Here is a 24819-nt window from a genome sequence, read left to right as displayed (position 1 = left end):
GCGTTTCACTGGTGTATTCGCTGTACCGGCCGTTATCCAGATCATCGAGCCCTTTTTGAATTTCCTCGCGCAAGAGCTGTAATTTCAGCTCCTTGAAGCGGTCTTGTTCCTCCATCAGCCTGAGCGCATCGCGCACCACCTCGCTGGCGGAGTTATACAGGCCCGACTTCACCTTCTGCCGAACGAACGTTTCCAACTGCGGGGTCAGGTTTACGTTCATGGTCACGCTCCTTCCTGACGATACCTGGACGAAACATGCCTTGTCAATGATTGTCAATCTTGGACTAGCCCTACCCGGCACGCCTCATCCCCTAAGGTGAGCCTGAAAGGAGGTGAGGGGTTGGTGAGGGTGGCTCGTACATGCTCTAGGGCATACGGCCGTAACGCCGCCGGTATCGAGGCGGAGACCGGTTCCGCTCCCTCGAGGAGGTTCAAGATGTACAGGCGACTCAAACTGGGCATGCTGTTGCCGGTTCGCGCGCTGCTGCTGACGGCTGCCTGGCCAGCGCGCTTGGCGGCGGCCCATACCCTGCCGCGCGAGTTGCGAGCGCACGAAGGATACCGGTTCGAGGCCGGGCGCTTCAAGAAGCTAAAGACGCCGACCCTGCTGCTTCTCGGCGGGGACAGCCCGGGTTTTTTTAAAGCGGCCCTCGAGGCCGTGGACGCGGTCCTGCCAGATAGTCGCGTCGTGGTCATGCCGGGTCAGCAGCATTCGGAGCACGCGCACGTTTCAAGCGCAAAAGCAGCGCTCGATAAGGCACTTGGTATCAGTTGCTCTGGCTGAGGATGCGCGGGCAGTCCGAAGGGCGGGCCCGGTGGTAGAGGACGCTCTCCATCCAGGCGAGCGTGTCCCGGAAGCCGTACTGCCGGGCCTGGAAGTGATGTACGCCGTCGTAGACGCGGTAGGTGAGGTCGGCGCCCAAGGCGCAGTGGCGGCGGACGAAGCTGTCCTGCGCCGCCGTGCTGACGATGGGGTCGGCGCCGCCCTGGATGATCAGCGCGGGCACGTCGCTGCGCACCAGGCCGGTCGAGTTCATGTCGAGCACCGCCTTGAGCTCGGGATAAACCTCCGCGAGGCGGCCGCTATAGAGCGCACTATAGAACTCGGGCCGGTAGACGGCGCGGGCGTCGCGGCCATAATGCTTGTCGACTTCGTCCACGCACTTGCCCATCACGTCGCGCTCAAAGGAGGCAAGCCAGCGCGGGTTCAGTTTGGCGGCCGGGTTGACGACGCCCTCGCCGTAGCGGTAGGCGTAGGCGTAGAGGATGTAGGGCGTCAGGTAGGGGGTGTCGCGCATCAGCGCTTCGACGCTGGTGGCGGGGGCGTAGCCGATGGCGCCGACGATATTGAGCTCGGGCGCGTATTGGGGCGCCATCTCGGTGGCGGCGAAGACGGCGTGGCCGCCTTGCGAGTAGCCCGCCAGAAAGACTTCCGGCCCCGGCGCGACCAGCAGCGGCGCGTTCTCGAAGATGCGGTAGACTGCGCGCGCGGCGTCGAGCATGGCGCGGCTCTCTAAGTCGGCGACGAAGTAGGACTGTGGGCTGCTCGCGCTGTTGAAGCCGTGGTAGTCGAACAGGATGCTGATATAGCCCTGCGCGGCGTAGGAGAGCATGTGCGTGCGGTAGTCGCCCCAGTTGCGCACCGTGGCGACCTCGCGCGAGGTCGCGCACTGCGGCGCGATGCCGGTGGTGCCCGCGCCCATCACGTAGATGGGCAGGTTGCCCAAGCGCTCGAGCCGGGGGATGTAGAGCTGCGCGACGATCTCCACGGGCTTGCCGGCCGTGTCGGTGCTCAGATAGGTGATCAGATACTGGTCCACGCCGTAGACGGCGTTGGGATGGCTCACCCTCGAGTAGAGCCTGGCGCTGTGGGTGTCTACCTGGGCCGCCGGAAAGGACTGCACGAACTGGCTCCTGACGACCGCGCCGTGCGAGACGTCCTGGGCCAGCGTGTGATGCAGGAGCAGGAGAACAAGGACTGTAAACAACCTTCTGACCATCAAAGCTACCTCTGGTTACACATCATACACATAAACAGCGCCATGTGTGGCCTGTGGCCTCACATCCGCCCACCGGTTCGCTGTTCGAGCCAGCCGGCCAGGCGCAGTGGTCTCGTACTCTAACACTCGCACTCCGACCGGGGCCGCGCCCGGCGACAAGCCGCGGAGCGACCGAGCATCTTAAGGCTTGATGAAAAGAGCAGTGTGGGGCGGGCGGCAAAGCGGCGAAACCCTCTGTGATAGGCTGACGCCTGGAATGTCTAATCTGGAATGTCTAATCTGGAATGTCTCATAGAGCGTCTCACGGCAGCGTCGGAAACAGCGCAGCAACAATGTCTGTCCAAGCTACCTGCCAAAACAAGAAAGGTCCAAAGGGCATGCTTATGATAACCTCTTATCCTTTATATGTTGGCGCTCGCCTTGCTCGAGCCTCCTCGCGTCTGGCCGTGGGTCTCTTGGCGCTGCTGTCACTGGCGGCAGCGCAGGGCAATCTCTACGGTCCCGGCACCCCCGACAACGCCTCGTATATCCGCGTCGTCCACGCCGCCGCGGACGCGCCCGAGGCGACCGCCCTCATCGGCGGCGGCTTGAGCGGCGAAAGCCTCGCCTACGGCGAGGTGAGCGACTACGCTCTCGTCCTCAGCGGCGAGACGCCCGTAGTCGTCGAGGTTGGCGACGAGGCGCTCGAGCTCACCGTAGAGGTCGCGCCGCTGTCGTTTTACACCGTGGCGCTGGTCGGCAGCACGGAGAGCCCGGAACTTCGTCTCATCGAGGACGAGGTCAGCGACAACCTGGCCCGCACCCTCTTGGCGCTCTACAACTTCACCGAGGCGACGCTCGCTCTCAGGACCGCCGACGGCGAGACGGAGATCGTCGCCGGCGTGGGCCCCATAGCGGCGGACGGCGTCATGGTCAACCCCGTGACCGTGAGCCTGGGCGTGTTCGAAGGCGAAGAGCTACGCTACACCCTTACGGAGGTGAGGCTCGAGGCGGGCGAGGCCTACAGCGTGGTCGTCTTCGGGCCGCCTGAAGAGGGCGCCGTCAGCCTGGTGCGGGCCGCCGGCGGTGACTGAGGCGGCCGCGACCGATATGGCCGCGCTGGTGCGATAGAGTAGCCCTTAGCGCCATGCTCTTTTCGACCAACGTCTTTCTCTTTCTCTTTCTGCCGCTCTTCTTGGGGCTCTACTACCTCACCCCTTTTCGCTACCGCTCGATTCTCATCCTCCTGGCGAGCTACGTCTTCTACGGCTGGTGGCGCGTCGACTTCCTCTTGCTCTTCGTGGCGGTGACCTTGTGGAGTTACCTGGCGGGGCGAGTCATCGGGAGCAGCGACGACAGGCCCCGCCGAGCGAAGGTCGCGCTCGTCGTCGGCGTCCTCTTGAACCTGGCCGCGCTCGGCTACTTCAAGTACTTCAACTTCGGGGTCGACTCGCTCAACGCGCTCCTGGTGGGTCTGGGCCTCGAGCCCTTCACCGCCTGGCGCGTCATCTTGCCCATCGGCCTGTCCTTCTATATCTTCCAGGCGATCTCCTACGTCGTCGACGTCTACCGCAAGGACGCGCCGCCGGCGCGCAACTTCTGGGACCTGAGCGCCTTTATCGCGCTCTTTCCGCAGCTCGTCGCCGGGCCGGTCCTGCGCTACAAGCACCTGGCCGAGCAGTTCAGGCGCCGCAGCCACAGCGTGGACAAGTTTTCCGAGGGCGCCCTGCGCTTCATGGTGGGCTTCTGCAAAAAGGTCCTGATCGCCGACGCGGTGGCGCCCCTGGTCGAGGCCAGCTTCTCGCAGCCGGACCCGACGATGGCCGACGCCTGGCTGGGCGCGCTGGCCTACACCGTGCAGCTCTACTTCGACTTCTCGGGCTACTCCGACATGGCTATCGGCCTGGCCCTGATGATGGGCTTTCGCTTGCTCGAGAACTTCAACCATCCCTATATCTCGCGCTCGATCACCGAGTTCTGGCAGCGCTGGCACATCTCGCTGTCGCGCTGGCTGCGCGACTACCTCTATATCCCCCTGGGCGGCAACCGCAAGGGGGCACAGCGCACCTATTTGAACCTCATGCTGGTCATGCTGCTAGGCGGCCTCTGGCACGGCGCGGGCTGGACCTTCGTCCTCTGGGGCGGCTGGCACGGCGCCCTTTTGGCCGTCGAACGCTTCCTGGGCAACGTAAAGCTGTGGCGGCCGCTCACGCCGCTGCTGACTATTCCCGGCACGCTCTTGCTCGTCATCCTCGGCTGGGTGATGTTCCGCGCCCCGAGCGTGGGCGTGGCCGTCGAGATGTACGCCGGCATGCTGGGGCGAAACGGTCTGGCCTTCTCGGACGGGGTTGCCTGGCAGCTGCAGCCCGACCGCACGGCCGCGCTCCTCGCCGCGCTCCTGCTCATCGCCGCCGGCCCGCTCTGGAAAGGGCTCCTCGCGCGCCTGCCCGCGGACCGGCGGCTCGCCCTGGCCAACCTTCACATGAGCATCCTGCCGCTCTTCATGCTGGGCGTCATGAAGCTCTCGGCGCAGGCCCACTCGCCCTTTCTCTACTTCCAGTTCTGAGGCGGTTTTGAGGTGCCGCGCCGATGCTCCTGCTCATGCTCCTTACAGCTCTAGGCCACTCCGACCGAGTAATGCCAATTGCCTTTCGAAGTACCACAAACCGAATGGGTTTGAGGGTATGCGCGCACGCGCGCGTATCAAGCGCCGCTTTTGTGCTTGATACGCTTGGTATAAGATGGCGTGGTTTAGCATGCAACTAGGCGCCGACATCGCCAAGCTCGAGGCCGAGCGGCCGCGGGAGAGGCGCGCTCCCTGGTGGCGCCTCGTGCCCGGTGCCTTCTTGACCCTAGTGCTCGCCGCGGGCGGCTTGGCCGCACTCCTCTCGCCGGGGACTTACAGGCTGCCGGACGAGCCCATTGTGGACGGCTCCTGGGCGCAGGCCTACGAGGACAACTTCAACGAGGGCCTGCTCTTTCGCGAGCTGGCGCTGTCATCGCTGACCGCGCTCAACTACGGTCTCTTCGGTGTCGGCCTGGACGGCGTGCTCGTCGGCGAGGAGGGCTGGCTCTTTACCAGCGAGGAGTTCATGCGCTACCCGCACGAGGCGGCGGAGACGGCCTACAAGCTGGCGCTCGTCGCGGAGGTGAGGGAAACGCTCGAGACGAGCGGCAGCCGGCTCGTCGTCGCGCTCATCCCGGCCAAGGCCCGCGTCTATGAGGAGAGGCTGGGCCGAGCGCGCCTGCCCGACTACAGCCGCGCCCGCTATGAGGCCTTTAGAGAGAGTCTTCTGGCCGTGGGCGTCGCCGCGCCGGACCTCCTGACACCGCTCCTGGAGGCCAAAGCCGAGGGCCAGGTGTTCTTGCGCACCGACACCCACTGGACGCCCTTCGGCGCGCAGGTGGTGGCGCAGGCGCTGCGGCCGGCGGTCGCGGCCGCGGGCGCCAGCCTGGACCGCGGCGAGTTCGTACTGGTCGCCGCGGGCAGCGAGCCTTTCAGCGGCGACCTCTTCAACTTCCTGCCCCTGGGGCCCTGGCAGGAGCGGCTGGGGCCGCCGCCCGACAGGCTCGAGCGCGCGCGGGTGCGCGAGATCGACAGCGGCCTCGGCGACGACCTCTTCGGCGAGCTGACCATTCCCGTGGCGCTGGTCGGCACGAGCTACAGTGGCGGCGATTGGCAGTTCAGGGGCGCGCTCGAGGCGACCCTGGGCCTGAGCGTCCTGGATGCGGCGCAAGAGGGCCTGGGCCCGGTCATCCCCATGCTGCGCTACCTCGCCGACCCCGCTTTCGAGTCGCCGCCCGAGGTGGTCATCTGGGAGATCCCCGAACGCTACCTGCCGGTGCGCTACGACCTGAGCCCCTACGGTCGCGAGGGTTTGGACCGCGAGGGTATTGAAGAGGCCAGCGAGGCCTTCAGATGAAGTGGCAGGTGACGGGGCAGGTGAAGTGGCGGATGAAGTGGCGGAGGCGGGCGCTGCTTCTCCTTCTCACCCTGCTGGGCCTCGCCCACGCCGAGCCGGGCGCGCTCTTGAGCAGCGAGTTCGTGGCGCGCTACAGCGCCGCCGAGGTCGGCGAGGCGGTGGCCCGTCTCTACCCGCGGGGCACGGCGCGCGGCGTGCAGTACGCCGTGGACGGCTACTACCTGCGCTATCGGAGCCGCGACGAGAGGGGCGAAAGCGTCGAGATCCTCGCCCAGCTCTACCTGCCGGTCCTCACCGAGACGGCGTCCTTGCCCATCTACGCGGTCGCCGTGGGCACCACCGGCCTGAGCGACGGCTGCGCGCCCTCTCTGGAGCGGCCCGGCGTGAGCAACTGGGGCGACTATTCCGCTCAGGCGCTCGCCTACGCCGGCCAGGGCTATATCGCCGTCCTGCCCGACCCGGCGGGCTTTGGCGACCCGGACAGGGTCGCCCGCTACTTCGTCGCCCAGGCCTCGGCTCAGGTCCTGCTCGACGCGGTGCGCGCCGTCTACGGCTTTTTCGAGGAGGTCGGGGGCTCGGAGCTGGCCCTGCGCCCCGCCGAGGCGGTCTTCCTGGGGGGCTATTCGCAGGGCGGCAACTCGGTCTTCGCCGCGGCCGACATGGCCTCCGACTACGCGCCGGAGCTCTCGCTCAGCGGCATCATCGGCTACGGTCCCACCACCGACGTCGCCGCCATGCTGCGCGCCAACCCCTACTTCGCACCCTACCTCGTCTATGCCTACCGCGAGGTCTACGGCGAAGACCGGGTCGATCCCGGGGCGCTCCTCGAGCCGGACGTCGCCGACAGTCTGGAGGAGGACGTGATGAACCGCTGCGTGGACGTGATCTTCAGCTTTTACGGCAGCGATCCGGCGGGTGTCTTCGACAGCGGCTTTCTGGAGGCGCTCGAGGCGGATAGCTTTGGGGGCGCCTACGCCCCCTTCGGCGAGCTCCTGGCCGAGAACAGCAGCGGCCTGTCGGGCTCCTCGGTGCCCGCGCTGGTCTTTCAGGGCACCGCCGACACCATCGTGACGCCCGCCCAGCAAGAGGGCTTCGCGCGCCGCGCCTGCCTGGCGGGCGCGCACATCACCTACGTCAGCTACAGCAACGTCGAGCACTTCCAGACTCGGCAGTTCGGCTTTCGCGATTCGCTCTCGTGGATGGCTAGCCTGATCGGGGGCGACGAGCCCAGAGACGACTGCTCGAGGTTCGCGGGCGACTAGCAGCTACCCGCCGCTTTCTCCCCCCAACGTCACCAGCTCCGCCCCCGCCTCCATCACGTGAGCGGCGATCCAGATGTCATTGGACGGGATAGGGGTTCCTTTCCGTTTGAGCAGCGTGGCGATGCGCCCGAAGCGGTCGGCTGTTGTCTTGGTGACGGGTAGGAAAGATACCCGGGCATGGCTCAAAAAAGACTCGAGTTCTTCAACGTTCTTGTCGAAGCGGTTACCGTTACGAAACCCGAACAGCAACTCCCCCATAACGATAGCGGAGAGAACGAGCTGCTTCGCCTCGCGTACGCGCCTTACAACGTCGGGTTGACCGTTCACAAAGGCAGCGTAAGCGTTTGTGTCCAGTAAGAGCCTCACGACCAGAGCGACTCATCAATCGTTTCAACCGCCTTGAGTGCGATTAAAAATGTCGTTGGCTCATCGTCGCTCCACGAACCGATCAAATGATCCAGGCTATTGCCTATCTTGTCCGCGGGGCTAGGTGAACTCAAACCCGCTCCCTCACGCAACAGTAAGAGGGCAGCTTTGTTAAGAGAGATGCCGCGTCGGCTGGCTATCTCCTGAAGTTTTTCTTCGATATCGCGGTCAAAACCGCGCAGAGTGAGCTGTTTCATGTCCTTACTCCCAGTGAGTCAGGTGTTGACTCACTATACATCAAGAGGCGAGTTATGGGGTCAGTTGACCAATCAGCATGGGCTAGACGTTTCGTTGCCGTTCACCAGATGGGGCCGAGAATGATCATCTGTTCAGCCGTCGCAAAAGTTCTCTTTAGCTCAGAGCCTGAGCAGGTGCTCACATGGGTAATGGCTGACGTGTGGCAGCCTAAAAATTGCGCTTGAACCAGTTCACGAAGCCCTTGTCCTGTTCGTCGTCGCGCTCGCGTTCGCTGGCGAAGTCGTCCTCGAGCGCTTCAAAGTCCGCGGCGCTCTCGTCCTCTCGCGGCTGGACGCGCCAGGGTGTCGGCCAGGGCTCGGGAGGATAGCCCTTGCGCTCCTCGAGGCGGATCTTGGGTGCGGGTACGGGCGGCTCGCGCAGGCTGAAGTCCCAGTCCGGGTCGGCGGGCGGCGTCCGTGTGGCGCTCCTTCGCAGCGGGGCAGGCTCGGCCTCGACCGCGTCCACCTCGACCGCGTCCACCTCCTCGGTAGCGGCGGCTTCCTCCGCGGGCACGACTTCCTCGAGCTCGGCCACCCCTTGCGCCCCCTCTTGCGCCTCCTCTTGCGGCGCGCCCAGCCTGGCCTGCAGCGCGCGCAGCTCGCTTCTGAGGCCGTGCAGTTCCGCCAGCAGCGGCGACAGCGCGCGGCTCACGCTCTCCTGCACCGCGTGGGCGAGTTCCGCGTCCCGGCCCCCTGCCGCGCTCACGCCCAGGACCGCCCTGAGCGCCTCTTCGACACCCGCCTCGGGGCGGAGTTCCGTCCAGGCATGCGCCTCCAGAAGGGTCTCGAGGACATCCTCGGGGTAGAGCCGGCCCAGGCCGGGCAGCTGCGGCAGGCTTTCGCCCTGGACCCGTTCCCAGGCCAGGCCGTAGCGGCGCAGCAGGCTGGTCGATACGCCCAAGCGGCCGGCGACCTCGCTCGAGCTGTAGATTCTTACTGACTCTTGACTCACGTCCTCTGCCTCCTGGGCCCATCGGCCTTTGTGGGCATTCTACTCCCCCAAAGCTTAAGGGAGCCTGAGGCTGCGCGCTGCTGTGTCCGCGGCCGGTGTACTCCCGCGGGAACACAGGGCGGCGCGGCGCCCGTCCCTCTGCTTTAATGGAGGCGACTATGAAACAGAAAAAACAGCAGACGCGCTTTCGCACCCGCGCCGTGCACAGCGGGCAGAGGCCTGACCCGCAGACCGGCGCCCACGCCACCCCCATCTACCAGACCTCGACCTTTGCCTACGGCTCGTTCGCGCGCGGCCGGCGCCTCTTCGCCGGCGAGGAGGAGGGCTTTTTGTACAGCCGCATCGGCAACCCGACGGTCCGCGCCTTTGAGGAGAAGCTGGCCGACCTAGAGGGCGCCGAGGACGCGCTGGCCTTCTCGAGCGGTATGGCCGCGATCAGCGCGGTGGTTCTGAGCCTGCTCGAGCCCGGCGACGAGCTGGTCTTTCTGGGGCCGCTCTACGGCGGCAGCGAAGGGCTCTTTTTAGACGTCCTGCCCAAGTTCGGCGTCGGGGTGAGGGACGGCTCGGATGGGCTCGAGGAGGCGCTCGGCCCAAAGACGCGCATGGTCTACGTCGAGACCCCCTGCAACCCCACGCTGAAGATCCACGACCTGGCGCGGATCGCCCAGTTGGCCTCGGCGCGGGGCATCTTGAGCGTCGCCGACAACACCTTCGCGACGCCCTACCTGACCCGGCCGCTCGAGCTCGGCATCGACCTCGTCCTGCACTCGGCGACGAAGTACCTGGGCGGCCACGGCGACGTGATCGGCGGCGTTCTGGCCGGGCGCGCCGAACTCCTGGCCGAGGTCCGCGGCGAAGGGCTCCGGCACCTGGGCGGCAGCCTGGGGCCGGCCGAGGCCTTTTTGCTCTTGCGCGGCGTCAAGACGCTGGCCTTGCGGATGGAGGCCCACTGCGAGGGGGCGGCGCGGCTGGCCGAGGCGCTCAACGGGCACCCTCAGGTCGAACGGCTGCATTACCCCGGCCTCCCCTCGCATCCCGGCCATGAGGTAGCGGCGCGGCAGATGACGCGCTTCGGCGGCATGCTGGCGCTCGAGCTGAAGGGCGGCGAGGCGGCGGCGGCGCGCTTTTTGGACGGGCTTACGCTCTTCACCCAGGCCGTGTCGCTGGGCGACGTCGAGTCGCTGGCGACGCACCCGGCCAGCACCACTCACCAGCTCCTGCCCGAGCAGGTCTTGCAGAGGCAGGGCGTCACCGACGGCCTGGTGCGGCTGTCGGTGGGCATCGAGGACCCGGCCGACCTCTTGGCCGATCTCGAGGAGGCGCTAAAGAGGCTGGCGCTCACCCGCGTCTAGCCTCACCCTTTCCTGATGTGTCCCGAGAAGAGGTATCCCGACGAGATGTATACCGGTGAGATGTATACCGGTGAGATGTATACCCGGCGGGCCGCAGGGCTCACAACCGCTTGATGTGAAATATGCCATAGTAGAGAATGGCAAAATCCAAGACCTATACGCCGCACGCCGTCAACGCCTACGGGACCGACCTGGGCATCGTCTACTACGGTGAGCTGGGCCTGCCCGACGGACTTGCCGAAAAGTATCTCAAGGAGAAGACGGAAATCCTGGTCCAGGTCTTGGACAAGACGGTGCGCGCGCAGGTCACCGAAAAGCTCGCGGAGCTGGACGCGCAGGGCGCGCGGCTGGTGCGCTTCGAGGGTTGCGAAGGGTTTTGGAGCGAGGAGAGCCTCGGCTCCTCCTAATCGCCGACTAGTCGCCAAACTGCGGCTGCGGCGTGGCGAGGCCTGGGCGGCGAAAGAAGTAGAGGTAGAGCAAGGTCGCCAAGGCGTAGAAGACGAGCATGGCGGCGAAAAGATAGTCGAAGGCCGCCAGGCCCAGAGCGGCCTGCAGACGGCCCGAAATGCTCGAGCTCAGCGCCCAGCCCACGTTCCAGAGCGCGGTCTGCGCCAGCATGAAGGTGGCGCGTTCCTCCTCGGCGAGCCGTTCCATGGCCAGGGCGGCGAAGACCGGGTTGGCGGCGTTCATGAGCGCGCCACGCATGAAGAGGGCGACCGTCACGAGCGGCAGGAAGGGCGCGTAAGCCAGGATCAGGATGAAGGGCAGCGAGCCCCCCTGCATAAAGGCGATGGCGCCGACCTTGCCGAAGCGCTTTGCAAGGTAGGGCTGGATGAGCATGGCGAGCATCGTCGCCAGGGCGGAGAAGGCGAAGATCACGCCGATGGTCTCGTAGGAGAGGCCGAACTTGTTCTCGAGGTAGAGGTTCAAGAAGGGCATGACGCCCCCCGCGCCCAGTGAAACGAGGAGCTGGGGCAGGAGCAGCTTGCCCCAGAGCGCCCTGCTGCGCAGCTTGAAACGGCCCGTGCCCTCGCCGAGCTGCCACCTGATGCCCCGTAGCGGCAACAGGCTGAAGGCGAAAACTAGGGGAACCAGGTAGATGACCTGGCTGGGGCCGCCTAAGCGGGCACTCAGATAGCCGCCCACGAGGTTGCCGAGAAAACCCGCGCCCGTGCCGAGGGCCGCCTTCCAGGAGAACGCCGCCACCTGCTGCGGGCCGGGCACGAGCCGGGCGAGCAGCGGTGTGGTCGCGCCCATGAGGAGCGCCATGCCCAGGCCGAAGCCCGCCAGGCCGGCGAAGACGAGCGCCACGCCCGCGCCCCAAGCGATGAGGAGCGCGCCCGAGGCTGCCACGGCTCCGCCCAACCAGAGGCTGCGTACGTAGCCGAGACGGGGCATGACGAGGCTGATGGGCAGCCCGAAGAGCACCATGCTAAAGGCCGGCACGGCGTTGGCGTAGCCGATCAGCGCGCGGTCAAAGCCCAAGGCCTCGAGGTGGAAGTTGAGGAGCAGCCAGCTGAGGCTGAGGCCCATGCCCGCGAAAAAGGCGGACATGAGAATCTTGACGACGCTGGCAGAGAAGAGTCTGAGTGGGTTCATGAGTTAAATTCGGTCAAAGCTGTTAGTCCTCTCCTCGGATCATGACATACTATGTTTATGAAGCTTCCGGTTAAAGCTCTTTGGGGAAGTTGAAATGCTTGAGTCGTCTGCACCTCTTACGAATTCTGCGGTTTTTTTGACGAAACTCACGGTTCGCAATTTTAAGCGCTTTGGTGAGGTTGAGATTGAGCTAGGCAACCCAGTGGTTTTCGTTGGACCCAACAATTCAGGAAAGACCACTGCCCTACAAGCGCTTACCTTGTGGGACATAGGCCTAAGACGGTGGAACGAGAAACGTCAAGGGAAAACGACTCCAGAAAAACGACCGGGGGTTACCATCAACCGTCGTGATCTTATCGCCGCACCGGTTCCTAACGCCAGCCTACTGTGGCGCGATCTTCGTGTGCGTCTCAAAGCTGGCAGGAACAGCACTCAGAACATCAGGGTTGACATTATTGTCGAGGGTGTTACCCAGGGCAATCACTGGCGTTGTGGCCTAGAGTTTGATTATGCCAATGAGGAATCTTTTTATTGTCGGCCGTTAAGGACGGTCGCCGACGGTTCCTCACGAATGAGTGTCCCAAAAGAAGTCTCTGATATTCAGGTAGCCTTTTTGCCTCCTATGTCCGGACTCGCCGCGGAAGAACCTCGCGTTGATAGAGGGCGAATCAACGTGTTGGTTGGTGAGGGACGTACAGCTGAAGTTTTGCGCAACCTTTGCTATCAGATTATCGAGAGCCGTGATGGAGAGGCGAAATGGGAACAGTTGAAAGATAGGATGTATGCCTTGTTTGGGGTTAGCCTAAACCAACCTGAGTATATTACAGAACGCGGAGAATTACGGATGAGCTATCAGGAGGCACGGCTTGAGCTTGATCTTTCCTCTTCTGGTAGAGGGCTTCAGCAAACACTGATTCTACTAGCCTTTCTTATGCTAAACAGAAACTCCGTGTTGCTCTTGGATGAACCTGATGCCCACCTCGAGATCTTACGGCAGCGGCAGATTTATGACATCCTTACACGTACAGCTCGTCAACAAGGGAGTCAAATTATTGCCGCTAGCCATTCAGAAGTCATTTTGAATGAGGCGGCAGATCGCGATGTGGTTATTGCCTTTTTAGGCAAACCTCACCGAATAGATGACCGGGGCAGTCAGCTCCTCAAGTCGCTCAAGGAAATTGGTTTTGAACACTATTATCAGGCAGAGCAAGCGGGGTGGGTACTCTATCTTGAGGGTGCAACCGATCTGGAGATGCTGAGAGCCTTTGCCAGAGTTCTAAAACATCCTTTACATGAACAGCTTGAACGTATCTTTGTGCACTATGTTGGTAATCAACCTCAAAAGGCAAGGGATCATTTTTATGGTCTACGTGAAGCAAAGCCTGATCTGGTTGGTTTTGCTCTTTATGATCGTTTGGATCACCCCTTGCCTGCCGGCATCCTTTTTGAACACGCTTGGCAGAAACGAGAATTCGAGAACTATCTGTGCAGTGAAAAAACTTTGCTTGCTTGGGCAGAAGCTGAAGGTACCAGACAAACGGGAGGTCCCTTATTTGCCGAAGAGTGGCAGAGAATTATGAACAAAAGCATTACCCAAGTGGCGCAAGCAATGGCTACACTCGGTAAAGGTTCTCCGTGGTCGCCAGATACCAAAGTTTCCGATGATTTTCTGACCCCGCTATTCGAGAATTTTTATAAGACTCTCAAATTGCCCAACTTAATGAGGAAAACAGATTTTCACGTTTTAGCTGACCATGTACCACAAGAAGATGTGGATACTGAGGTGGCAAACGTCCTAGCTGAAATACTTCAGGTTGCTTCTCAAGCCAGTCCTCGAGGTGGGGAAAACCAAGCAACGTAATGCTGGAGGATTATTGGTTGAAGCTTGCCTTTAAAAGGTCGATCCCAATGTTTTTGACTCGTGTTTTGAGTTTAATGAACATGTAGAGAAAAGGAGAGTCCATGATGCGTTTGTACAAGCTTGTCCTCGCCCTCGTCCTGCTCATGTCGGCCCTGGCCGTCGCCCAGGAGGCCCCCGCGCTCGAGGGGGACGTCGCCCGCATCCACTACCACCGCCCGGACGGCGACTACAGCGGCTGGGAGCTGCACGTCTGGGAGGACAGCAGCGAGCAGGTGACCTGGCAGGACGGCTTAGGCATTGCCGGCGAGACCGGCTTCGGCGTCTACTGGGAGGTGGGCCTGCAAGAGGGCGCCGAGCGGGTCGGCTTCATCATCCACCGCGGCGACGACAAGGACCCCGGCCCCGACATGTTCTTGAACCTGTCCGAGCACGGCTTTGAAGTCTGGATTCTCTCGGGGAGCGCCACCATTCACGCCGCCGAGCCCGACCCCGCCGACCTAGACGCTCAAGCCGGTGACCTCGGCCGCGCCCAGGCCCACTGGCTGGCCGCGGACCTCATCGCCTGGCCGCTCGAGAACGTCCCGCAGGATGCCCGCTACGCGCTTCACTTCGAGCCTGAAGGCGACATGCTGCTCGAGGCTGGGCAGCTTGAAGGCGGCCGCGCCTTTCCGCTCGCCTCCGACCGCGAGGGCCTGCCCGAGGAGGTGCTCGAGAAGTTCCCGCACCTGGAGGGCGCGCTGGCCTTGCGCGTGGGCGCCAACGACCTGAGGCGCGTCCCCGAGTGGCTGCGCGGCCGCGTAGCCGTCTCCGTGACCTCCGGCGGCAACCTCGTGGACGCCACCGGCTTGCAGCTTCCCGGCGTGCTCGACGACCTCTACAGCTATGACGGCGAACTCGGGGTCGTCTGGGAGGGCGAGGCGCCCACGCTAAGGCTGTGGGCGCCGACGGCTAGGTCGCTGCGGCTGCACCTCTTCGACGTTCCCGACAGCGAGACGGCCACGGACGTGCTCGAGCTGGCGCGCGACGACGACGCGGGCGTCTGGAGCATCGCCGGGGACGCGGACTGGAAGGGCCTCTACTACCTCTACGAGGTCACCGTCTATACGCCGGTTACCGGACAGGTCGAGGTCAATCTCGTCACCGACCCCTACTCCGTAAGCCTGGCCATGAACAGTGCCCGCAGCCAGATCGTGGATCTCGCCGACGAGGCGCACAAGCCCCAGGGCTGGGACACCTTGGAGAAGCCCGACTTCGGCTCCTTTGCCGACATCAGCGTCTACGAACTCCACCTGCGCGACTTCAGCATTGCCGACGACACGGTGAGCCCCGAGAACCGCGGCAAGTACACCGCCTTTGGCGAAGCGGGCTCGGACGGCGTGCGGCACCTGCGCGCCCTGGCCGAGGCGGGCCTCAGCCACCTCCACCTGCTGCCCAGCTTCGACATCGCCACCATCCAAGAGGACGAGGCGCGGCAGGTCAACCCGAGCTTTTCGGAGCTCGCCCAGTTTCCGCCCGACTCCGCGGCGCAGCGCGAGATAATCTACCCGATCCGCGACCAGGACGGCTTCAACTGGGGCTATGACCCTTTCCACTTCAACGTGCCCGAGGGCTCCTATGCGACCGACCCGAACGGGCCGCGCCGCATCCTCGAGTACCGCGAGATGGTCAGGGCCGTGGGCGACCTGGGCCTGCGCTTCGTCAAGGACGTCGTCTACAACCACACCCACGCCGCCGGCCAGGACGCGCGCTCGGTCTTCGACCGCATCGTGCCCGGCTACTACCACCGCTTGGACGAGGACGGCTTCGTCACCACCAGCACCTGCTGCCCTAACACCGCCACGGAGCACGCCATGATGGAAAAGTTCATGGTCGATTCGGTGCTCCTCTGGGCGCGCGAGTACAAGGTGGACGCCTTTCGCTTCGACCTGATGGGCCACCACCTGGTGGACAACATGCTGCGCGTCCGCGAGGCTCTGGGCGGCTTGACTTTGGAAGAGGACGGCGTGGACGGCTCGAAGATCTACCTCTACGGCGAGGGCTGGAACTTCGGCGAGGTGGCGGACGACGCCCGCGGCGTCAACGCCACCCAATTCAACATGGCCGGGAGCGGCATCGGCACCTTCAACGACCGCATGCGCGACGCCGTCCGCGGCGGTGGACCCTTCGACAGCAGCGCGGACGTCATCCGCAACCAGGGTTTCATCAGCGGCCTCTTCTACGACCCCAACCTGGAAAACCCCTTTAACGACAACCCACTGACGGAAGAGGAGGCGAGAGCGCGGCTTCTCAACTACGGCGACCTCATCAGGGTGGGCCTGACCGGCAACCTGCGCGACTACAGCTTTGAAGGCCATGCCGGCGTCACCGTCACGGGCTTCGCGGTGGACTACAACGGCAGCCCCGCCGGCTACGCGCTCACGCCGCTCGACACCGTCAACTACACCGAGAAGCACGACAACCAGACCCTCTACGACCTCCTGGCGATGAAGGCCCCCGTCAGCGCCACGATGGACGAGCGGGTGAGGATGCAGAACCTGGGCACCAGCCTGGTGGTGCTCTCGCAGGGTGTGCCCTTTTTCCACGCCGGTCAGGACATGCTGAGATCCAAGTCTCTAGAGCGCGACTCCTACAACTCGGGCGACTGGTTCAACCGCCTCGACTTCTCCTATGCGACGAACAACTTCGGCGTCGGCGTCCCCACCGACATCACCGACGAGTCGCTGTGGCCGATCTTCCAGGCCTACCTGGGCAACCCTGACCTCGTTCCGGGAGGCGAAGACATCCTGCGGGCGGCGGACCACTTCCGGGAGATGTTGAACATCCGCTCCTCCTCGCCGCTCTTCCGCCTGGGAACGGCCGAAGAGGTGACGGCGAGGCTTCGGTTCCACAACACCGGCGCGGAGCAGGTGCCGGGCCTCATCGTCATGAGCCTCACGGACGGGGTGGGTGAGGCTCTAGACCCCGACCACGACCTCATCGTGGTGCTCTTCAACGCTCTGGACGAGGAGGTCACCTTCGAGGCCGAGGCGGTGCAGGGCCTCGAGCTCAGCTTGCATCCCGTGCTGGCGAACTCGAGCGACACGGTCGTGCGCGAAGCGAGCTTCGACGCGGACCTCGGCCTCTTCACCGTTCCCGCGCGCACCACGGCGGTCTTCGTGGAGGCGGCGCGCTAAAGGCCGCAAAGGTTGGGAGGGCGGCTCTTGCCGCCCTCAGCCCGAGCCCGGTCATCGCTCACCCGGCGCTTCGCCGTGGATCTCCTTGACGCGCCCCACCCGCCCGTCCTCGAGCCTCACCTTGACGCCGTGCGGGTGGCTGGCCGAAGAGGTGAGTAGCGCCGCGACCACGCCCCGGCTGAGCCTGCCCGTCCGCTGGTCCTCCTTCAAGACGACGCTGACCTCTAAGCCCGGTCTGATGTCCTTTCGCAGTCTCCCGTTCATGACTCTCCCGTTCATGACTCTCCCGTTCACAACAACGATTTTGGCAGAAACGCGCCTGGCGCGCGGTCGCTGAGAGACACGCCCCGCGGCCTATTGAGTTCTGCTTGAGTTCTGCCGGGCGGAGAGCTACCATCAGCGCTACCTCGAGAAGCGCGGTCCGGCCACCTGCCGGGCTTAGCGCTCTCGGCCCTTTTTCGTCGCCTCCGCCATGAGCCTTTGGATGCGCGGGATCATCTCGGCCGGGTTGGGGTGGAGGCCCTCCATGAGGAGCTCGTTTTCATAGAGCTGTTCGATGAGGACGCTCAGGAGGGCGTCGTCGGGATCGCTCTCCAAACGCGCCGCGAGGTTCTCTATGAGGTCGCTGCGGCGGTTGAGCTCCAAAATCTTCTTGGGCACGCCCGCGTCCTTGCCCATCAGGCGCTGGACCCGCTGCACGCTGTTGGCGGCGCCGCCGGCCGGGTTGACGAGGCGGGCGGCGCTGTCCGTGAGGACTCTGCTCTCGCGCACGTCCTCGACTCGGTTGCCCAACGTCTCCTTGACCTTGGCGAGGAGCTGCCCAAAGGCCTCGTCGGAGGGCGCCTCCTCGGTCTTTTCCGGCTCGTCTTGCTCGGGCAGCTCGAGCTCGGCGTCGCCTATGTCCTTTAAGGGCTTGTCCCCGTAGCGGGACAGGCCCATCAGCATAAAGGCGTCCATCGGCTCGGTGAGGTAGAGGACTTCTAAGTTGTTTCTCTTGAAGACCTCGAGGTGGGCGCTCTTTGAGACCACGCCGTAGTCGTCGCCCAGGAGGTAGTAGATCTCCTTTTGATCGGGCTTCATCCGCGAGAGGTAGCCTTCGAGCGAGACCCAGTCGTCCTCTTCGGTCAGGCTCGAGGGAAAGCGCAAGAGGTCCACGAAGCGCCCTGCGCTCTCGGCGTCGGTGGCGACGCCCTCCTTTAAGTACTGGCCGAACTCCTTGTAGAAGCCGCGGAATGTTTCCTTGTCTTCGGCCATCCTCTTGAACTCGCCGGCCAGGCGCCCTACCAGGGCCGCCTTGATCTTGCGGAGGACCGGGCTGGCCTGCACCGCCTCGCGCGAGACGTTCAGGGGCAGGTCCTCGGAGTCCACCACCCCTTCGATAAAGCGCAAGTAAGGCGGCAAGAGCTCCTTGAAGGTCTCCCTGATGAGCACCTTGCGGGCGTAGAGCTTGAGGCCGTATTCGTCCCTGATGAGCTTGTAGTCGCGTCGAGACGGCACATAGAGCAGCGCGTGAAACTGGATGGGCACGTCGGCCGAAAAGTGGATCGTCCTGAGCGGTGCTTGGAAGTCGAAGGTGAGCTGGCTATAAAAGGCCTGGTACTGCTCCTCTTTGACGTCCCTGGGGGCCTCGCGCCAGAGCGCGGTGCGCTGGTTGACCTGCGTCCACGCTTCGCGCGCCTCGCCGTCCTTCTCCTTCAGGTAGATGGGAAAGGTCACGAAGTCCGAGTGGGTTTTGATAATCTGCCGGAGGCGGTAGGGTTCGGCGAACTCCTGGGCGTCCTCCTTGAGGGTGATCTCGACGACCGTACCCCGCTCGGCCCTCTGGGCCGGGCCGACCTCAAAGCTGCCCTGCCCCTCCGACGACCACAAGGCCGCCTCCGCTTCGGGCCTGAACGAGCGCGAGGTGACCGTCACCTTGTCCGCGACCATGAAGACCGAGTAGAAGCCCACCCCGAACTGCCCGATCACGTCTTTGGCGGCGTCGGCCCTTTCCGCCTCCTGGAGGGCCTCGATGAAACTCTTGGCGCCCGAGTGCGCGATGGTGCCGAGGTACTGCACCATCTCCTCTCGGGTCATGCCGACGCCGCTGTCGCGAATCGTCAAGGTGCGCGTCTCGGGGTCGGCTTCTATCCAGATGGCCAGCTCTGCGCCCGGCTGGAGCACATTCTGATCCGTGAGGGCCTCGAGCTTGAAGCGGTTGAGAGCGTCCGAGGCGTTCGAGACGAGCTCGCGTAAGAAGATCTCGCGCTCGCTGTAGAGCGAGTGAATGAGGATGTCCAAAACCTGCTGGATTTCCGCTTTGAAAGGGGTGCGTTCCGATGGGTGTGGGGTCATGATGCCTCCTTGATCTTGGCTGTTAGTCTTAGCCGTTTGCCAGTAGCTGATCGCTCTGCGCGCTACCTGCCCCAGCGGGTGCCGCCACCTCAGCCCCGGAAAGCGGCCCAAGTCCTTGTCGTGACCTACTCGCTGCCGGACTCGCTGGCGAGGGCGCTTTCGCTGACGCCGGTCGGTGTCTGGCTCCGCAGCGCAGCTCTCACGGCAATCAGGATAAAGAGGTGGCATATTTACGTCAAGCTTGTGTCGAGCGGATGCTGACGCCTCGAGCCTCAGCTTCATGCCAAGGTCCACGACCTGCGCCCGCGGGTGGCTGGATGGTCTAGGATGGGCACAAGCTTGCATGAAAGGCGGTGCATGGTGGAGCAGATTTACAGCTTGAAAGTGACTCTGAGCGACTGGGAGGCGCGGGTGCGGGGCCAACCCTACCGCGTTCTGGCGGTCCCCGGCGACATGAGCCTCTACGATCTGGCCCTTGCCATCAACGGCAGCTTCGACTTCGACTTCGACCACGCCTTTGGCTTTTTCGACAACCTCAAGAACCCTTACCACGCCCGGGAACGCTACGAGCTCTTCGTGGACATGGACGAAGAGGAGCTGGGCGAAGAGGACTTGGGCGAAGAACTCGAGGAGGAGATGATCGCCGGCCTGGATGAGGACGAGCGGCTCGAGCTCGACGAGGCGCTGGAGAGGATGCAGGCGCTCACCGAGGGTCTGACGCCCGAGGAGGCCAAGGAGGCGATGATCCAAGCGAGCCTGGAGGATGTGCCGGAGACCCTGCTCGGCGCAGCGCGAAGCGTGATCGAGGACTTTCTCGGCGAGCTCGAGGAGGGGGGGGCGGAGGCGCGCGGCGTCAGGACCACGGCCGTGCGCGAGGCCTTCGCCGAGGTGGGTAAAAGGCTGCTCTACCTCTTCGACTACGGCGACGAGTGGCGCTTTATCGTGCGGCTCGAGGAGACTAAGGAGGCCGAGCCGGGGAAGAGCTACCCGCAGCTCGTCAAGGCCGTCGGCGAGGCGCCCGAGCAGTATCCCGACTGGGACGACGATGACGAGGACGACGACGAGGACGGCTAGAACGCGAGCGCCGGGCGCCGGGGGGCGATGACGCGGCGAAACGTTGCATCAGCTACATTTGTACCCTTATACTGAGCTCACGGCGTTCTAGCTGAACATCTCGTCCGCACGACCAAAGAGCCGGCGACGCTGTTCGCTGATGCTACAGCGCCAGGGAGGATGACATGGGAAATTTCGAGGCTTTTAGAGGACCGATCAGTCGGCGGCAGTTTCTTCGCTACAGCGTGGTGGGTGGCGCGGCGGCCTGGCTCGCCGCGCAGGGTTTCCCGGCCTACGCCCAAGGCGGCGGCACGATGATCTGGCTCGGCCACCAGGAGGTGGCGGGCTTGGGCCCCAACGATATCGGTCCGACCGTGCAGGCGGTGGTCATCTACAACATCTTGAACCCGCTCTTCCACATCAACCACTTGACCGAGCTCGAGCCCGTCCTGGCCGAGTCCTACGAGGTCGCCGACGACGGCCTCAGCTACACCTTCAGGCTGCGCCCGGGCGTCATGTTCCACGACGGCAGCGAGCTGACCAGCGAGGACGTCAAGTACACCTTCGACTTCTACAGCCAGGAAGGCAACACCATCGCCAGCCGCTTTTTGGGCATGGGCAGCGTCGAGACGCCCGACCCCCATACGGTCGTGGTCACCATGAGCGAGGTCAACGTCACCTTCTTGACCAACGCGGGCGAGGTGCCCATCGTGCCCGCGGGCTACCACGCCGAGGTGGGCGAAGACGTCTTTCGCACCCAGCCCGTCGGCACCGGCGCCTTTCGCCTGCGCGAGTGGCGCGCGGCGGAGTTTACCGAGCTCGAGGCCTTTGCGGACCACTTCCGGGGGGCGCCCGGGGTGGACGCCATCCGGCTCGAGGTCGTGCCCGAGGCCTCGGTGCGCTCCATCGCCCTTCAGACGGGCGACGCCCACTCCTCGGTGTGGCCGCTCCTGACCGAGGACAGCCTGGCCTTCGAGGGCGACCCGAACTTCCGCGTCACCCGCACGCTCGCCAACTCGGTCAAGTTCTTCGCGCTCAACAACGAGCTGCCGCAGTTTTCGGACGTGCGGGTGCGCCGGGCCATGCTGATGGCCTTAGACCGCGAGCGCATCATCGAAGACCTGTGGAGCGGCGCGGCCATCGTCGCCCACTCCAACCTGACGCCGAAAAATGCCTTCTACCACAACCCCAACGTGAGAACCTACGACTACGACCCCGAGCAGGCCATGGCGCTCCTAGAGGAGGCCGGCTGGACCGTGGGCGCGGGCGGCGTCCGCGAGCGGGACGGGGTGCGGCTTGCATTCACCTGCACCACCATCACCGGCGACCAAGCGCGGCGCCCCATCGCCGAGCTCGCCCAGCAGATGTTCCGCGAGGTCGGTATCGATATGCAAATAGCCGAGGCGCCCGTGGCCGCCATCTTGGAGGGGCTCACGGGCGGCACCTTGGAGTCCTCGGTCTTCAACTGGACCTTCGGCTCGACGCCCGACCCCGATCCTTCCGATACGCTTCGCAGCGGCGGCGGCAACAACTTCAACCGCTACAGCAACCCGGAGATGGACAGGCTCATCGACGAGGGCCTGCAGACCATCGACGAGGAAGAACGCCGGGAGATCTACTACCGCATCCAGGAACTCGTCGCCGAGGAGGTGCCCTTTCTCTACTTGCAGTTCGACGAGTGGATCAACGTCTTCAGCAACGATGTCCAGGGCCTGCCCGAGGAGATCTTGAGCGCCGACCCGGTCTACTACCGCGCCTATGAGCAGTCGCTCGACTAGTCGGGAGAGATAACCGCGGCATCTCCTGCCGTTTTTTGCAAGTTTCGCGGCTACCGTCCCGCCCTCTAGCCCTGCTTTTCGGGGCGGGACGCCTATGTGAAGATGCCTCTTTGAATCAGATTTGAATCAGACGTCCGAGGAGTATGTCAGCTTCATGTCGAACTATCTGCTCTTTCGCCTCCTGAAGGGCGCCCTGGTGGTCTTTTTGATCAGCCTGATGACCTTCGTCATCATGCGCCTGATGCCCGGCGACCCCGTCTTTCTCCTGCTGGGCGAGGGGCAGATCCAGATCACCGAGGCGCAGATCGCCGCGATCCGCACCCAGTGGGGTCTGGATAGGCCCTACCACGAGCAGTACCTCATCTGGGCGGGCAACCTTGTGAGGGGCGACTTCGGCGAGTCGCTCATCCGCCGGGGCGTGCCGGTCCGGCGGATGATCGTGGAGGCCCTGCCGGTGACGGCGCTCTTAAACCTCTACGCCATCGGCTTGGCCATCCTCGTCTCCCTGCCGCTCGGCATCCTCTCGGCCCTGAGGCGCAACTCGCTCGTCGACTACGCCACCTCGGTGGGCTCGGCGGTCGGCATCGCTACGCCCAACTTCTGGCTGGCGCTCATGCTGATCATCGTCTTCGCGCTGCAACTGCGCCTCCTGCCGCCCTTCGGCCTGAGGACCTGGCAGGGCTACATCCTGCCGGTCATCGTCCTGGCCACCGAGGAGATGGCCGTCCTGGTGCGCATCACCCGGAGCACCGTCTTGGAGCTCCTGCCCCAGGACTTTGTCCGCACCGCGCGCAGCAAGGGCGTACCCGAGTCCCGCGTCATGTGGCGGCACGTCGTCGCCAACGCGATGCTGCCCATCATCACCGTGATCGGCTTTCGCGTCGCCTTTTTGCTCTCCGGCACCATCATCATCGAGACGGTCTTCGCCCTGCCCGGCATCGGCCGCCTCTTCACCGACTCGGTCTTGCGCCTCGACTACCAGGTGGTGCAGTCGCTCGTCGTCCTCTTCGCCGTCCTGGTGGTGGTCGTGAACCTCCTTACCGACCTGCTCTACGCGCTCGTGGACCCGCGCATTCGGGTAGCCTGATGGCGACGGCCAGGGACTCCCTCCAGCTCGAGACGGCTAGGGCGGCCGCGCCGCCCGCCGGCCGCAGCCGCGCTCTGCGGCGCTTTTTAGCCAACCGCATGGCCGTCGTGGGGCTGGCCGTCGCCATCGTGCTCTGTCTGATGGCCGTCTTTGCCGGCGTCTTGGCTCCCCATCACCCCAGCGAGGACATCTTCCGGGGGATGCGCGGGGTGGGGCCCTCGTGGGAGCACCCGCTCGGCTTCGACCATCTGGGCCGCGACCTCCTGAGCCGCGTCATCCACGGCGCGCGCGTCGCCCTCCTGGTCGGCATCCTCTCGTCGCTTATTTCCGTGCTGATCGGCGTCGCCGTCGGCGCCGTGGCGGGTTATTTCGGCGGCTGGGTGGACGAGCTGCTCTCGCTGCTTATCGACACGCTGATGGCCTTTCCGCTGATCGCCCTCCTCATCGTCCTCGCCGCCGTCCTTGGCCCCAGCCTCACCACCACCATCGTCGTCATCGGCGGGACGGTGTGGGCGCGCTACGCCCGGGTGGTCCGCGCCGAGGTGATGAGCCTGCGCCAGCGCGACTTCGTCGTCGCCGCCCAGGCCCTAGGCGCGGTGGACCGGCGCATCATCTGGCGCCACGTCATCCCCAACGTGCTCTCCTCGGTGATCGTGCTGGCCTCCTTGCAGGTGGGCTCGATAATCATCCTCGAGTCGGCCTTGTCCTTTTTGGGCTTGGGCGTCCGCCCGCCCACCCCGACCTGGGGCGGCATCTTGGCCGACGGCCGCGCCTTCATCCTGCGCTACCCGCACATCGCCATCTTTCCAGGCATGATGATCGTCGTGACCGTCCTGGCGTTTAACTTCATCGGCGACGGCCTGCGCGACGCGCTCGACCCGCACGAGCGGAGGTAGGCGAGGAGGACGGCGCGCCCAGGCTAGGCCAATACCACCGCATAATTAAGGCCCGGTCATCGCTCAGAACCAGCACGCTTTCCGCGATGGCCTGAGCGATGAGGAGCCGGTCGAAGGGGTCGCGGTGGTGAAGCGGCAGGGAAAGGAGCGCCTCGAGGTACCAAAGAAAGACATGGGTATCAAGCAGCAGCATCATCACATGTAATCCTTGAAGTCCTCGAGCGGCAAGAAGTCATCCGACATCGTGATTTCGCCTTTGGCGCTGCCGAACCCCGAGCGCTTCTTCTTCACCTTGAGGACGAGAACGATAAGGTTCCATCTTCAGTCGTGATGATGACTTCCTCACCCGCGGCGGCTTCTTGCAGCAGCTCACGCAGGCGTTCTTGCGCTTCTTCAACGGCCACTTTCGTCACGGCTCCCCCCTTCTGGCGTCTGCTCGAGCTTATCCAGCCCTGGATCAATGGGCAATTCGGTGGGAGGTAGCCAAACCGTGCGGCCACCCAGCCAAACGGCGACAGCGTTGTTAGCGCGTTTGTGTTGCAAAAGCGCCTCGTTCACCGCCAATGCCAGCGCCCTGTCGATTGTCGTCAGGTCGGCAAAAGCTCGGTCCACCTTGTCTTCTTTCATGCATACGCCTCCTGAATCTGCTGCCAAACTTCCTTGCGCCTTACGGTGACATGCGTGTCGTGACAGGCTGCGATCAGCATAGGCGCTTTGGCCTCGCCGTTGTCGTAGAAAGCCCAGCTATTGGCCAGCGGGGCGTAGAGCGAAAAGAAGTTTTTGAGACCCGCATGGTAGCGCCGCCGGATCGTGCCTTCAGGAACATCGTGGCCTCCTAGACGCACGCGCGTTTTTACTCGAGCGATTGCCAGTTCGGCGGATGGCAACCAAAGGTAAAGAAGCTGAAA

General features: G+C 64.1%; 24 protein-coding genes. 13 read left to right on the top strand and 11 right to left on the bottom strand.

What is annotated here, in order from left to right:
- On the bottom strand, positions 1 to 220 hold a 220-nt coding region (locus M3498_08925; GenBank protein MDQ3459403.1), incomplete at its 3' end, for a type II toxin-antitoxin system ParD family antitoxin.
- 216 nt (positions 221 to 436) lie between these two features.
- On the opposite strand from M3498_08925, the gene M3498_08920 reads away from it, so the two are divergent.
- On the top strand, positions 437 to 784 hold the full coding sequence (locus tag M3498_08920; protein MDQ3459402.1) for a hypothetical protein: 348 nt from the start codon (positions 437 to 439) through the stop codon (positions 782 to 784).
- On the opposite strand, the gene M3498_08915 is transcribed toward M3498_08920, so the two are convergent.
- Positions 768 to 1988, bottom strand: a complete 1221-nt coding sequence (locus tag M3498_08915; GenBank protein MDQ3459401.1) for an alpha/beta fold hydrolase — start codon at positions 1986 to 1988, stop codon at positions 768 to 770. The two genes, M3498_08920 and M3498_08915, sit on opposite strands and share 17 nt — an antisense overlap.
- 458 nt (positions 1989 to 2446) lie before the next feature.
- Between M3498_08915 and M3498_08910 the strand changes: the two genes are divergently transcribed.
- The 4 genes from M3498_08910 (at position 2447) to M3498_08895 (ending at position 7164) form a co-directional block, all read left to right on the top strand.
- Positions 2447 to 3073: an alginate O-acetyltransferase AlgF gene (locus M3498_08910; protein ID MDQ3459400.1), complete on the top strand. Its 627-nt coding sequence runs from the start codon at positions 2447 to 2449 to the stop codon at positions 3071 to 3073.
- A 53-nt stretch (positions 3074 to 3126) separates the two neighbouring features.
- Positions 3127 to 4545 carry an MBOAT family protein gene (locus M3498_08905; GenBank protein ID MDQ3459399.1) on the top strand — a complete coding sequence of 473 codons (1419 nt, stop codon included), beginning with the start codon at positions 3127 to 3129 and terminating at the stop codon, positions 4543 to 4545.
- Between the two features lie 175 nt (positions 4546 to 4720).
- Positions 4721 to 5902, top strand: coding sequence for an alginate O-acetyltransferase (locus M3498_08900; GenBank protein MDQ3459398.1), 1182 nt, complete (start codon positions 4721 to 4723; stop codon positions 5900 to 5902).
- On the top strand, positions 5899 to 7164 hold the full coding sequence (locus M3498_08895) for a lipase family protein (protein MDQ3459397.1): 1266 nt from the start codon (positions 5899 to 5901) through the stop codon (positions 7162 to 7164). Before M3498_08900 ends, M3498_08895 begins: the two co-directional genes overlap by 4 nt.
- Before the next feature lie 3 nt (positions 7165 to 7167).
- Here M3498_08895 and M3498_08890 read toward each other — a convergent pair whose 3' ends face one another.
- The 3 genes from M3498_08890 to M3498_08880 all read right to left on the bottom strand — a co-directional run bounded on the left by M3498_08890 (position 7168) and on the right by M3498_08880 (position 8778).
- The gene (locus tag M3498_08890; protein MDQ3459396.1) at positions 7168 to 7491 is read right to left on the bottom strand and encodes a type II toxin-antitoxin system VapC family toxin; all 324 of its coding nucleotides are present in this window, start codon (positions 7489 to 7491) and stop codon (positions 7168 to 7170) included.
- 35 nt (positions 7492 to 7526) lie between these two features.
- Entirely contained in the window at positions 7527 to 7787 is a 261-nt protein-coding gene (locus M3498_08885; GenBank protein ID MDQ3459395.1) for a hypothetical protein, read from the bottom strand.
- 208 nt (positions 7788 to 7995) lie between these two features.
- Positions 7996 to 8778 (bottom strand): hypothetical protein, encoded by a 783-nt coding sequence (locus M3498_08880; GenBank protein ID MDQ3459394.1) that lies wholly within the window; start codon positions 8776 to 8778, stop codon positions 7996 to 7998.
- Between the two features lie 158 nt (positions 8779 to 8936).
- Between M3498_08880 and M3498_08875 the strand changes: the two genes are divergently transcribed.
- Both M3498_08875 and M3498_08870 read left to right on the top strand, forming a co-directional pair.
- Complete coding sequence (locus M3498_08875; GenBank protein MDQ3459393.1) at positions 8937 to 10130, top strand: PLP-dependent aspartate aminotransferase family protein; 1194 nt, start codon at positions 8937 to 8939, stop codon at positions 10128 to 10130.
- 137 nt (positions 10131 to 10267) lie between these two features.
- Positions 10268 to 10537 carry a hypothetical protein gene (locus tag M3498_08870; GenBank protein ID MDQ3459392.1) on the top strand — a complete coding sequence of 90 codons (270 nt, stop codon included), beginning with the start codon at positions 10268 to 10270 and terminating at the stop codon, positions 10535 to 10537.
- 7 nt (positions 10538 to 10544) lie between these two features.
- Here the strand turns inward: M3498_08870 and M3498_08865 are convergent, their stop codons facing one another.
- Complete coding sequence (locus tag M3498_08865) at positions 10545 to 11729, bottom strand: MFS transporter (protein ID MDQ3459391.1); 1185 nt, start codon at positions 11727 to 11729, stop codon at positions 10545 to 10547.
- A gap of 136 nt (positions 11730 to 11865) precedes the next feature.
- Here M3498_08865 and M3498_08860 point away from each other — a divergent pair, with 136 nt between their 5' ends.
- Together M3498_08860 and pulA are read left to right on the top strand one after the other, a co-directional pair.
- On the top strand, positions 11866 to 13590 hold the full coding sequence (locus tag M3498_08860) for an AAA family ATPase (protein ID MDQ3459390.1): 1725 nt from the start codon (positions 11866 to 11868) through the stop codon (positions 13588 to 13590).
- Between the two features lie 101 nt (positions 13591 to 13691).
- Positions 13692 to 16763: a pullulanase-type alpha-1,6-glucosidase gene (gene pulA / locus M3498_08855; GenBank protein MDQ3459389.1), complete on the top strand. Its 3072-nt coding sequence runs from the start codon at positions 13692 to 13694 to the stop codon at positions 16761 to 16763.
- 51 nt (positions 16764 to 16814) lie between these two features.
- Here the strand turns inward: pulA and M3498_08850 are convergent, their stop codons facing one another.
- Both M3498_08850 and htpG read right to left on the bottom strand, forming a co-directional pair.
- Positions 16815 to 17027: a YwbE family protein gene (locus tag M3498_08850; GenBank protein ID MDQ3459388.1), complete on the bottom strand. Its 213-nt coding sequence runs from the start codon at positions 17025 to 17027 to the stop codon at positions 16815 to 16817.
- A 174-nt stretch (positions 17028 to 17201) separates the two neighbouring features.
- Positions 17202 to 19097 carry a molecular chaperone HtpG gene (gene htpG, locus M3498_08845; protein MDQ3459387.1) on the bottom strand — a complete coding sequence of 632 codons (1896 nt, stop codon included), beginning with the start codon at positions 19095 to 19097 and terminating at the stop codon, positions 17202 to 17204.
- Between the two features lie 357 nt (positions 19098 to 19454).
- Between htpG and M3498_08840 the strand changes: the two genes are divergently transcribed.
- The 4 genes from M3498_08840 (at position 19455) to M3498_08825 (ending at position 23911) form a co-directional block, all read left to right on the top strand.
- Positions 19455 to 20171 (top strand): plasmid pRiA4b ORF-3 family protein, encoded by a 717-nt coding sequence (locus tag M3498_08840; GenBank protein MDQ3459386.1) that lies wholly within the window; start codon positions 19455 to 19457, stop codon positions 20169 to 20171.
- A 164-nt stretch (positions 20172 to 20335) separates the two neighbouring features.
- Positions 20336 to 21928: an ABC transporter substrate-binding protein gene (locus tag M3498_08835; protein MDQ3459385.1), complete on the top strand. Its 1593-nt coding sequence runs from the start codon at positions 20336 to 20338 to the stop codon at positions 21926 to 21928.
- A gap of 154 nt (positions 21929 to 22082) precedes the next feature.
- Positions 22083 to 23015 (top strand): ABC transporter permease, encoded by a 933-nt coding sequence (locus M3498_08830; protein ID MDQ3459384.1) that lies wholly within the window; start codon positions 22083 to 22085, stop codon positions 23013 to 23015.
- The gene (locus M3498_08825; GenBank protein MDQ3459383.1) at positions 23015 to 23911 is read left to right on the top strand and encodes an ABC transporter permease; all 897 of its coding nucleotides are present in this window, start codon (positions 23015 to 23017) and stop codon (positions 23909 to 23911) included. The genes M3498_08830 and M3498_08825 overlap by 1 nt, the downstream gene beginning before the upstream one ends.
- A 195-nt stretch (positions 23912 to 24106) precedes the next feature.
- On the opposite strand, the gene M3498_08820 is transcribed toward M3498_08825, so the two are convergent.
- The 3 genes from M3498_08820 to M3498_08810 form a co-directional block, all read right to left on the bottom strand.
- The gene (locus M3498_08820) at positions 24107 to 24202 is read right to left on the bottom strand and encodes a DUF2281 domain-containing protein (GenBank protein MDQ3459382.1); all 96 of its coding nucleotides are present in this window, start codon (positions 24200 to 24202) and stop codon (positions 24107 to 24109) included.
- A 102-nt stretch (positions 24203 to 24304) separates the two neighbouring features.
- A complete protein-coding gene (locus tag M3498_08815; protein MDQ3459381.1) occupies positions 24305 to 24538 on the bottom strand; it encodes a hypothetical protein in 234 nt (77 codons plus the stop codon).
- The coding region (locus M3498_08810; protein ID MDQ3459380.1) for a Zeta toxin family protein at positions 24535 to 24819 on the bottom strand (285 nt) is incomplete at its 5' end. The genes M3498_08810 and M3498_08815, both read right to left, overlap by 4 nt.

It is taken from the genome of Deinococcota bacterium, from assembly GCA_030858465.1.
In the GTDB taxonomy this organism is placed as follows: domain Bacteria; phylum Deinococcota; class Deinococci; order Deinococcales; family Trueperaceae; genus JALZLY01.
This window is presented reverse-complemented; position numbering and strand designations above follow the sequence as displayed.

Bases quoted from the DNA above. Each gene is read 5' to 3' on its own strand.
- M3498_08920 (MDQ3459402.1), top strand. From the start codon at position 437: ATGTACAGGCGACTCAAACTGGGCATGCTGTTGCCGGTTCGCGCGCTG.
- M3498_08905 (MDQ3459399.1), top strand. From the start codon at position 3,127: ATGCTCTTTTCGACCAACGTCTTTCTCTTTCTCTTTCTGCCGCTCTTC.
- M3498_08900 (MDQ3459398.1), top strand. From the start codon at position 4,721: ATGGCGTGGTTTAGCATGCAACTAGGCGCCGACATCGCCAAGCTCGAG.
- M3498_08895 (MDQ3459397.1), top strand. From the start codon at position 5,899: ATGAAGTGGCAGGTGACGGGGCAGGTGAAGTGGCGGATGAAGTGGCGG.
- M3498_08885 (MDQ3459395.1), bottom strand. From the start codon at position 7,787: ATGAAACAGCTCACTCTGCGCGGTTTTGACCGCGATATCGAAGAAAAA.
- M3498_08875 (MDQ3459393.1), top strand. From the start codon at position 8,937: ATGAAACAGAAAAAACAGCAGACGCGCTTTCGCACCCGCGCCGTGCAC.
- M3498_08870 (MDQ3459392.1), top strand. From the start codon at position 10,268: ATGGCAAAATCCAAGACCTATACGCCGCACGCCGTCAACGCCTACGGG.
- M3498_08865 (MDQ3459391.1), bottom strand. From the start codon at position 11,729: ATGAACCCACTCAGACTCTTCTCTGCCAGCGTCGTCAAGATTCTCATG.
- pulA (MDQ3459389.1), top strand. From the start codon at position 13,692: ATGATGCGTTTGTACAAGCTTGTCCTCGCCCTCGTCCTGCTCATGTCG.
- M3498_08850 (MDQ3459388.1), bottom strand. From the start codon at position 17,027: ATGAACGGGAGACTGCGAAAGGACATCAGACCGGGCTTAGAGGTCAGC.
- htpG (MDQ3459387.1), bottom strand. From the start codon at position 19,097: ATGACCCCACACCCATCGGAACGCACCCCTTTCAAAGCGGAAATCCAG.
- M3498_08840 (MDQ3459386.1), top strand. From the start codon at position 19,455: ATGGTGGAGCAGATTTACAGCTTGAAAGTGACTCTGAGCGACTGGGAG.
- M3498_08835 (MDQ3459385.1), top strand. From the start codon at position 20,336: ATGGGAAATTTCGAGGCTTTTAGAGGACCGATCAGTCGGCGGCAGTTT.
- M3498_08830 (MDQ3459384.1), top strand. From the start codon at position 22,083: ATGTCGAACTATCTGCTCTTTCGCCTCCTGAAGGGCGCCCTGGTGGTC.
- M3498_08825 (MDQ3459383.1), top strand. From the start codon at position 23,015: ATGGCGACGGCCAGGGACTCCCTCCAGCTCGAGACGGCTAGGGCGGCC.
- M3498_08815 (MDQ3459381.1), bottom strand. From the start codon at position 24,538: ATGAAAGAAGACAAGGTGGACCGAGCTTTTGCCGACCTGACGACAATC.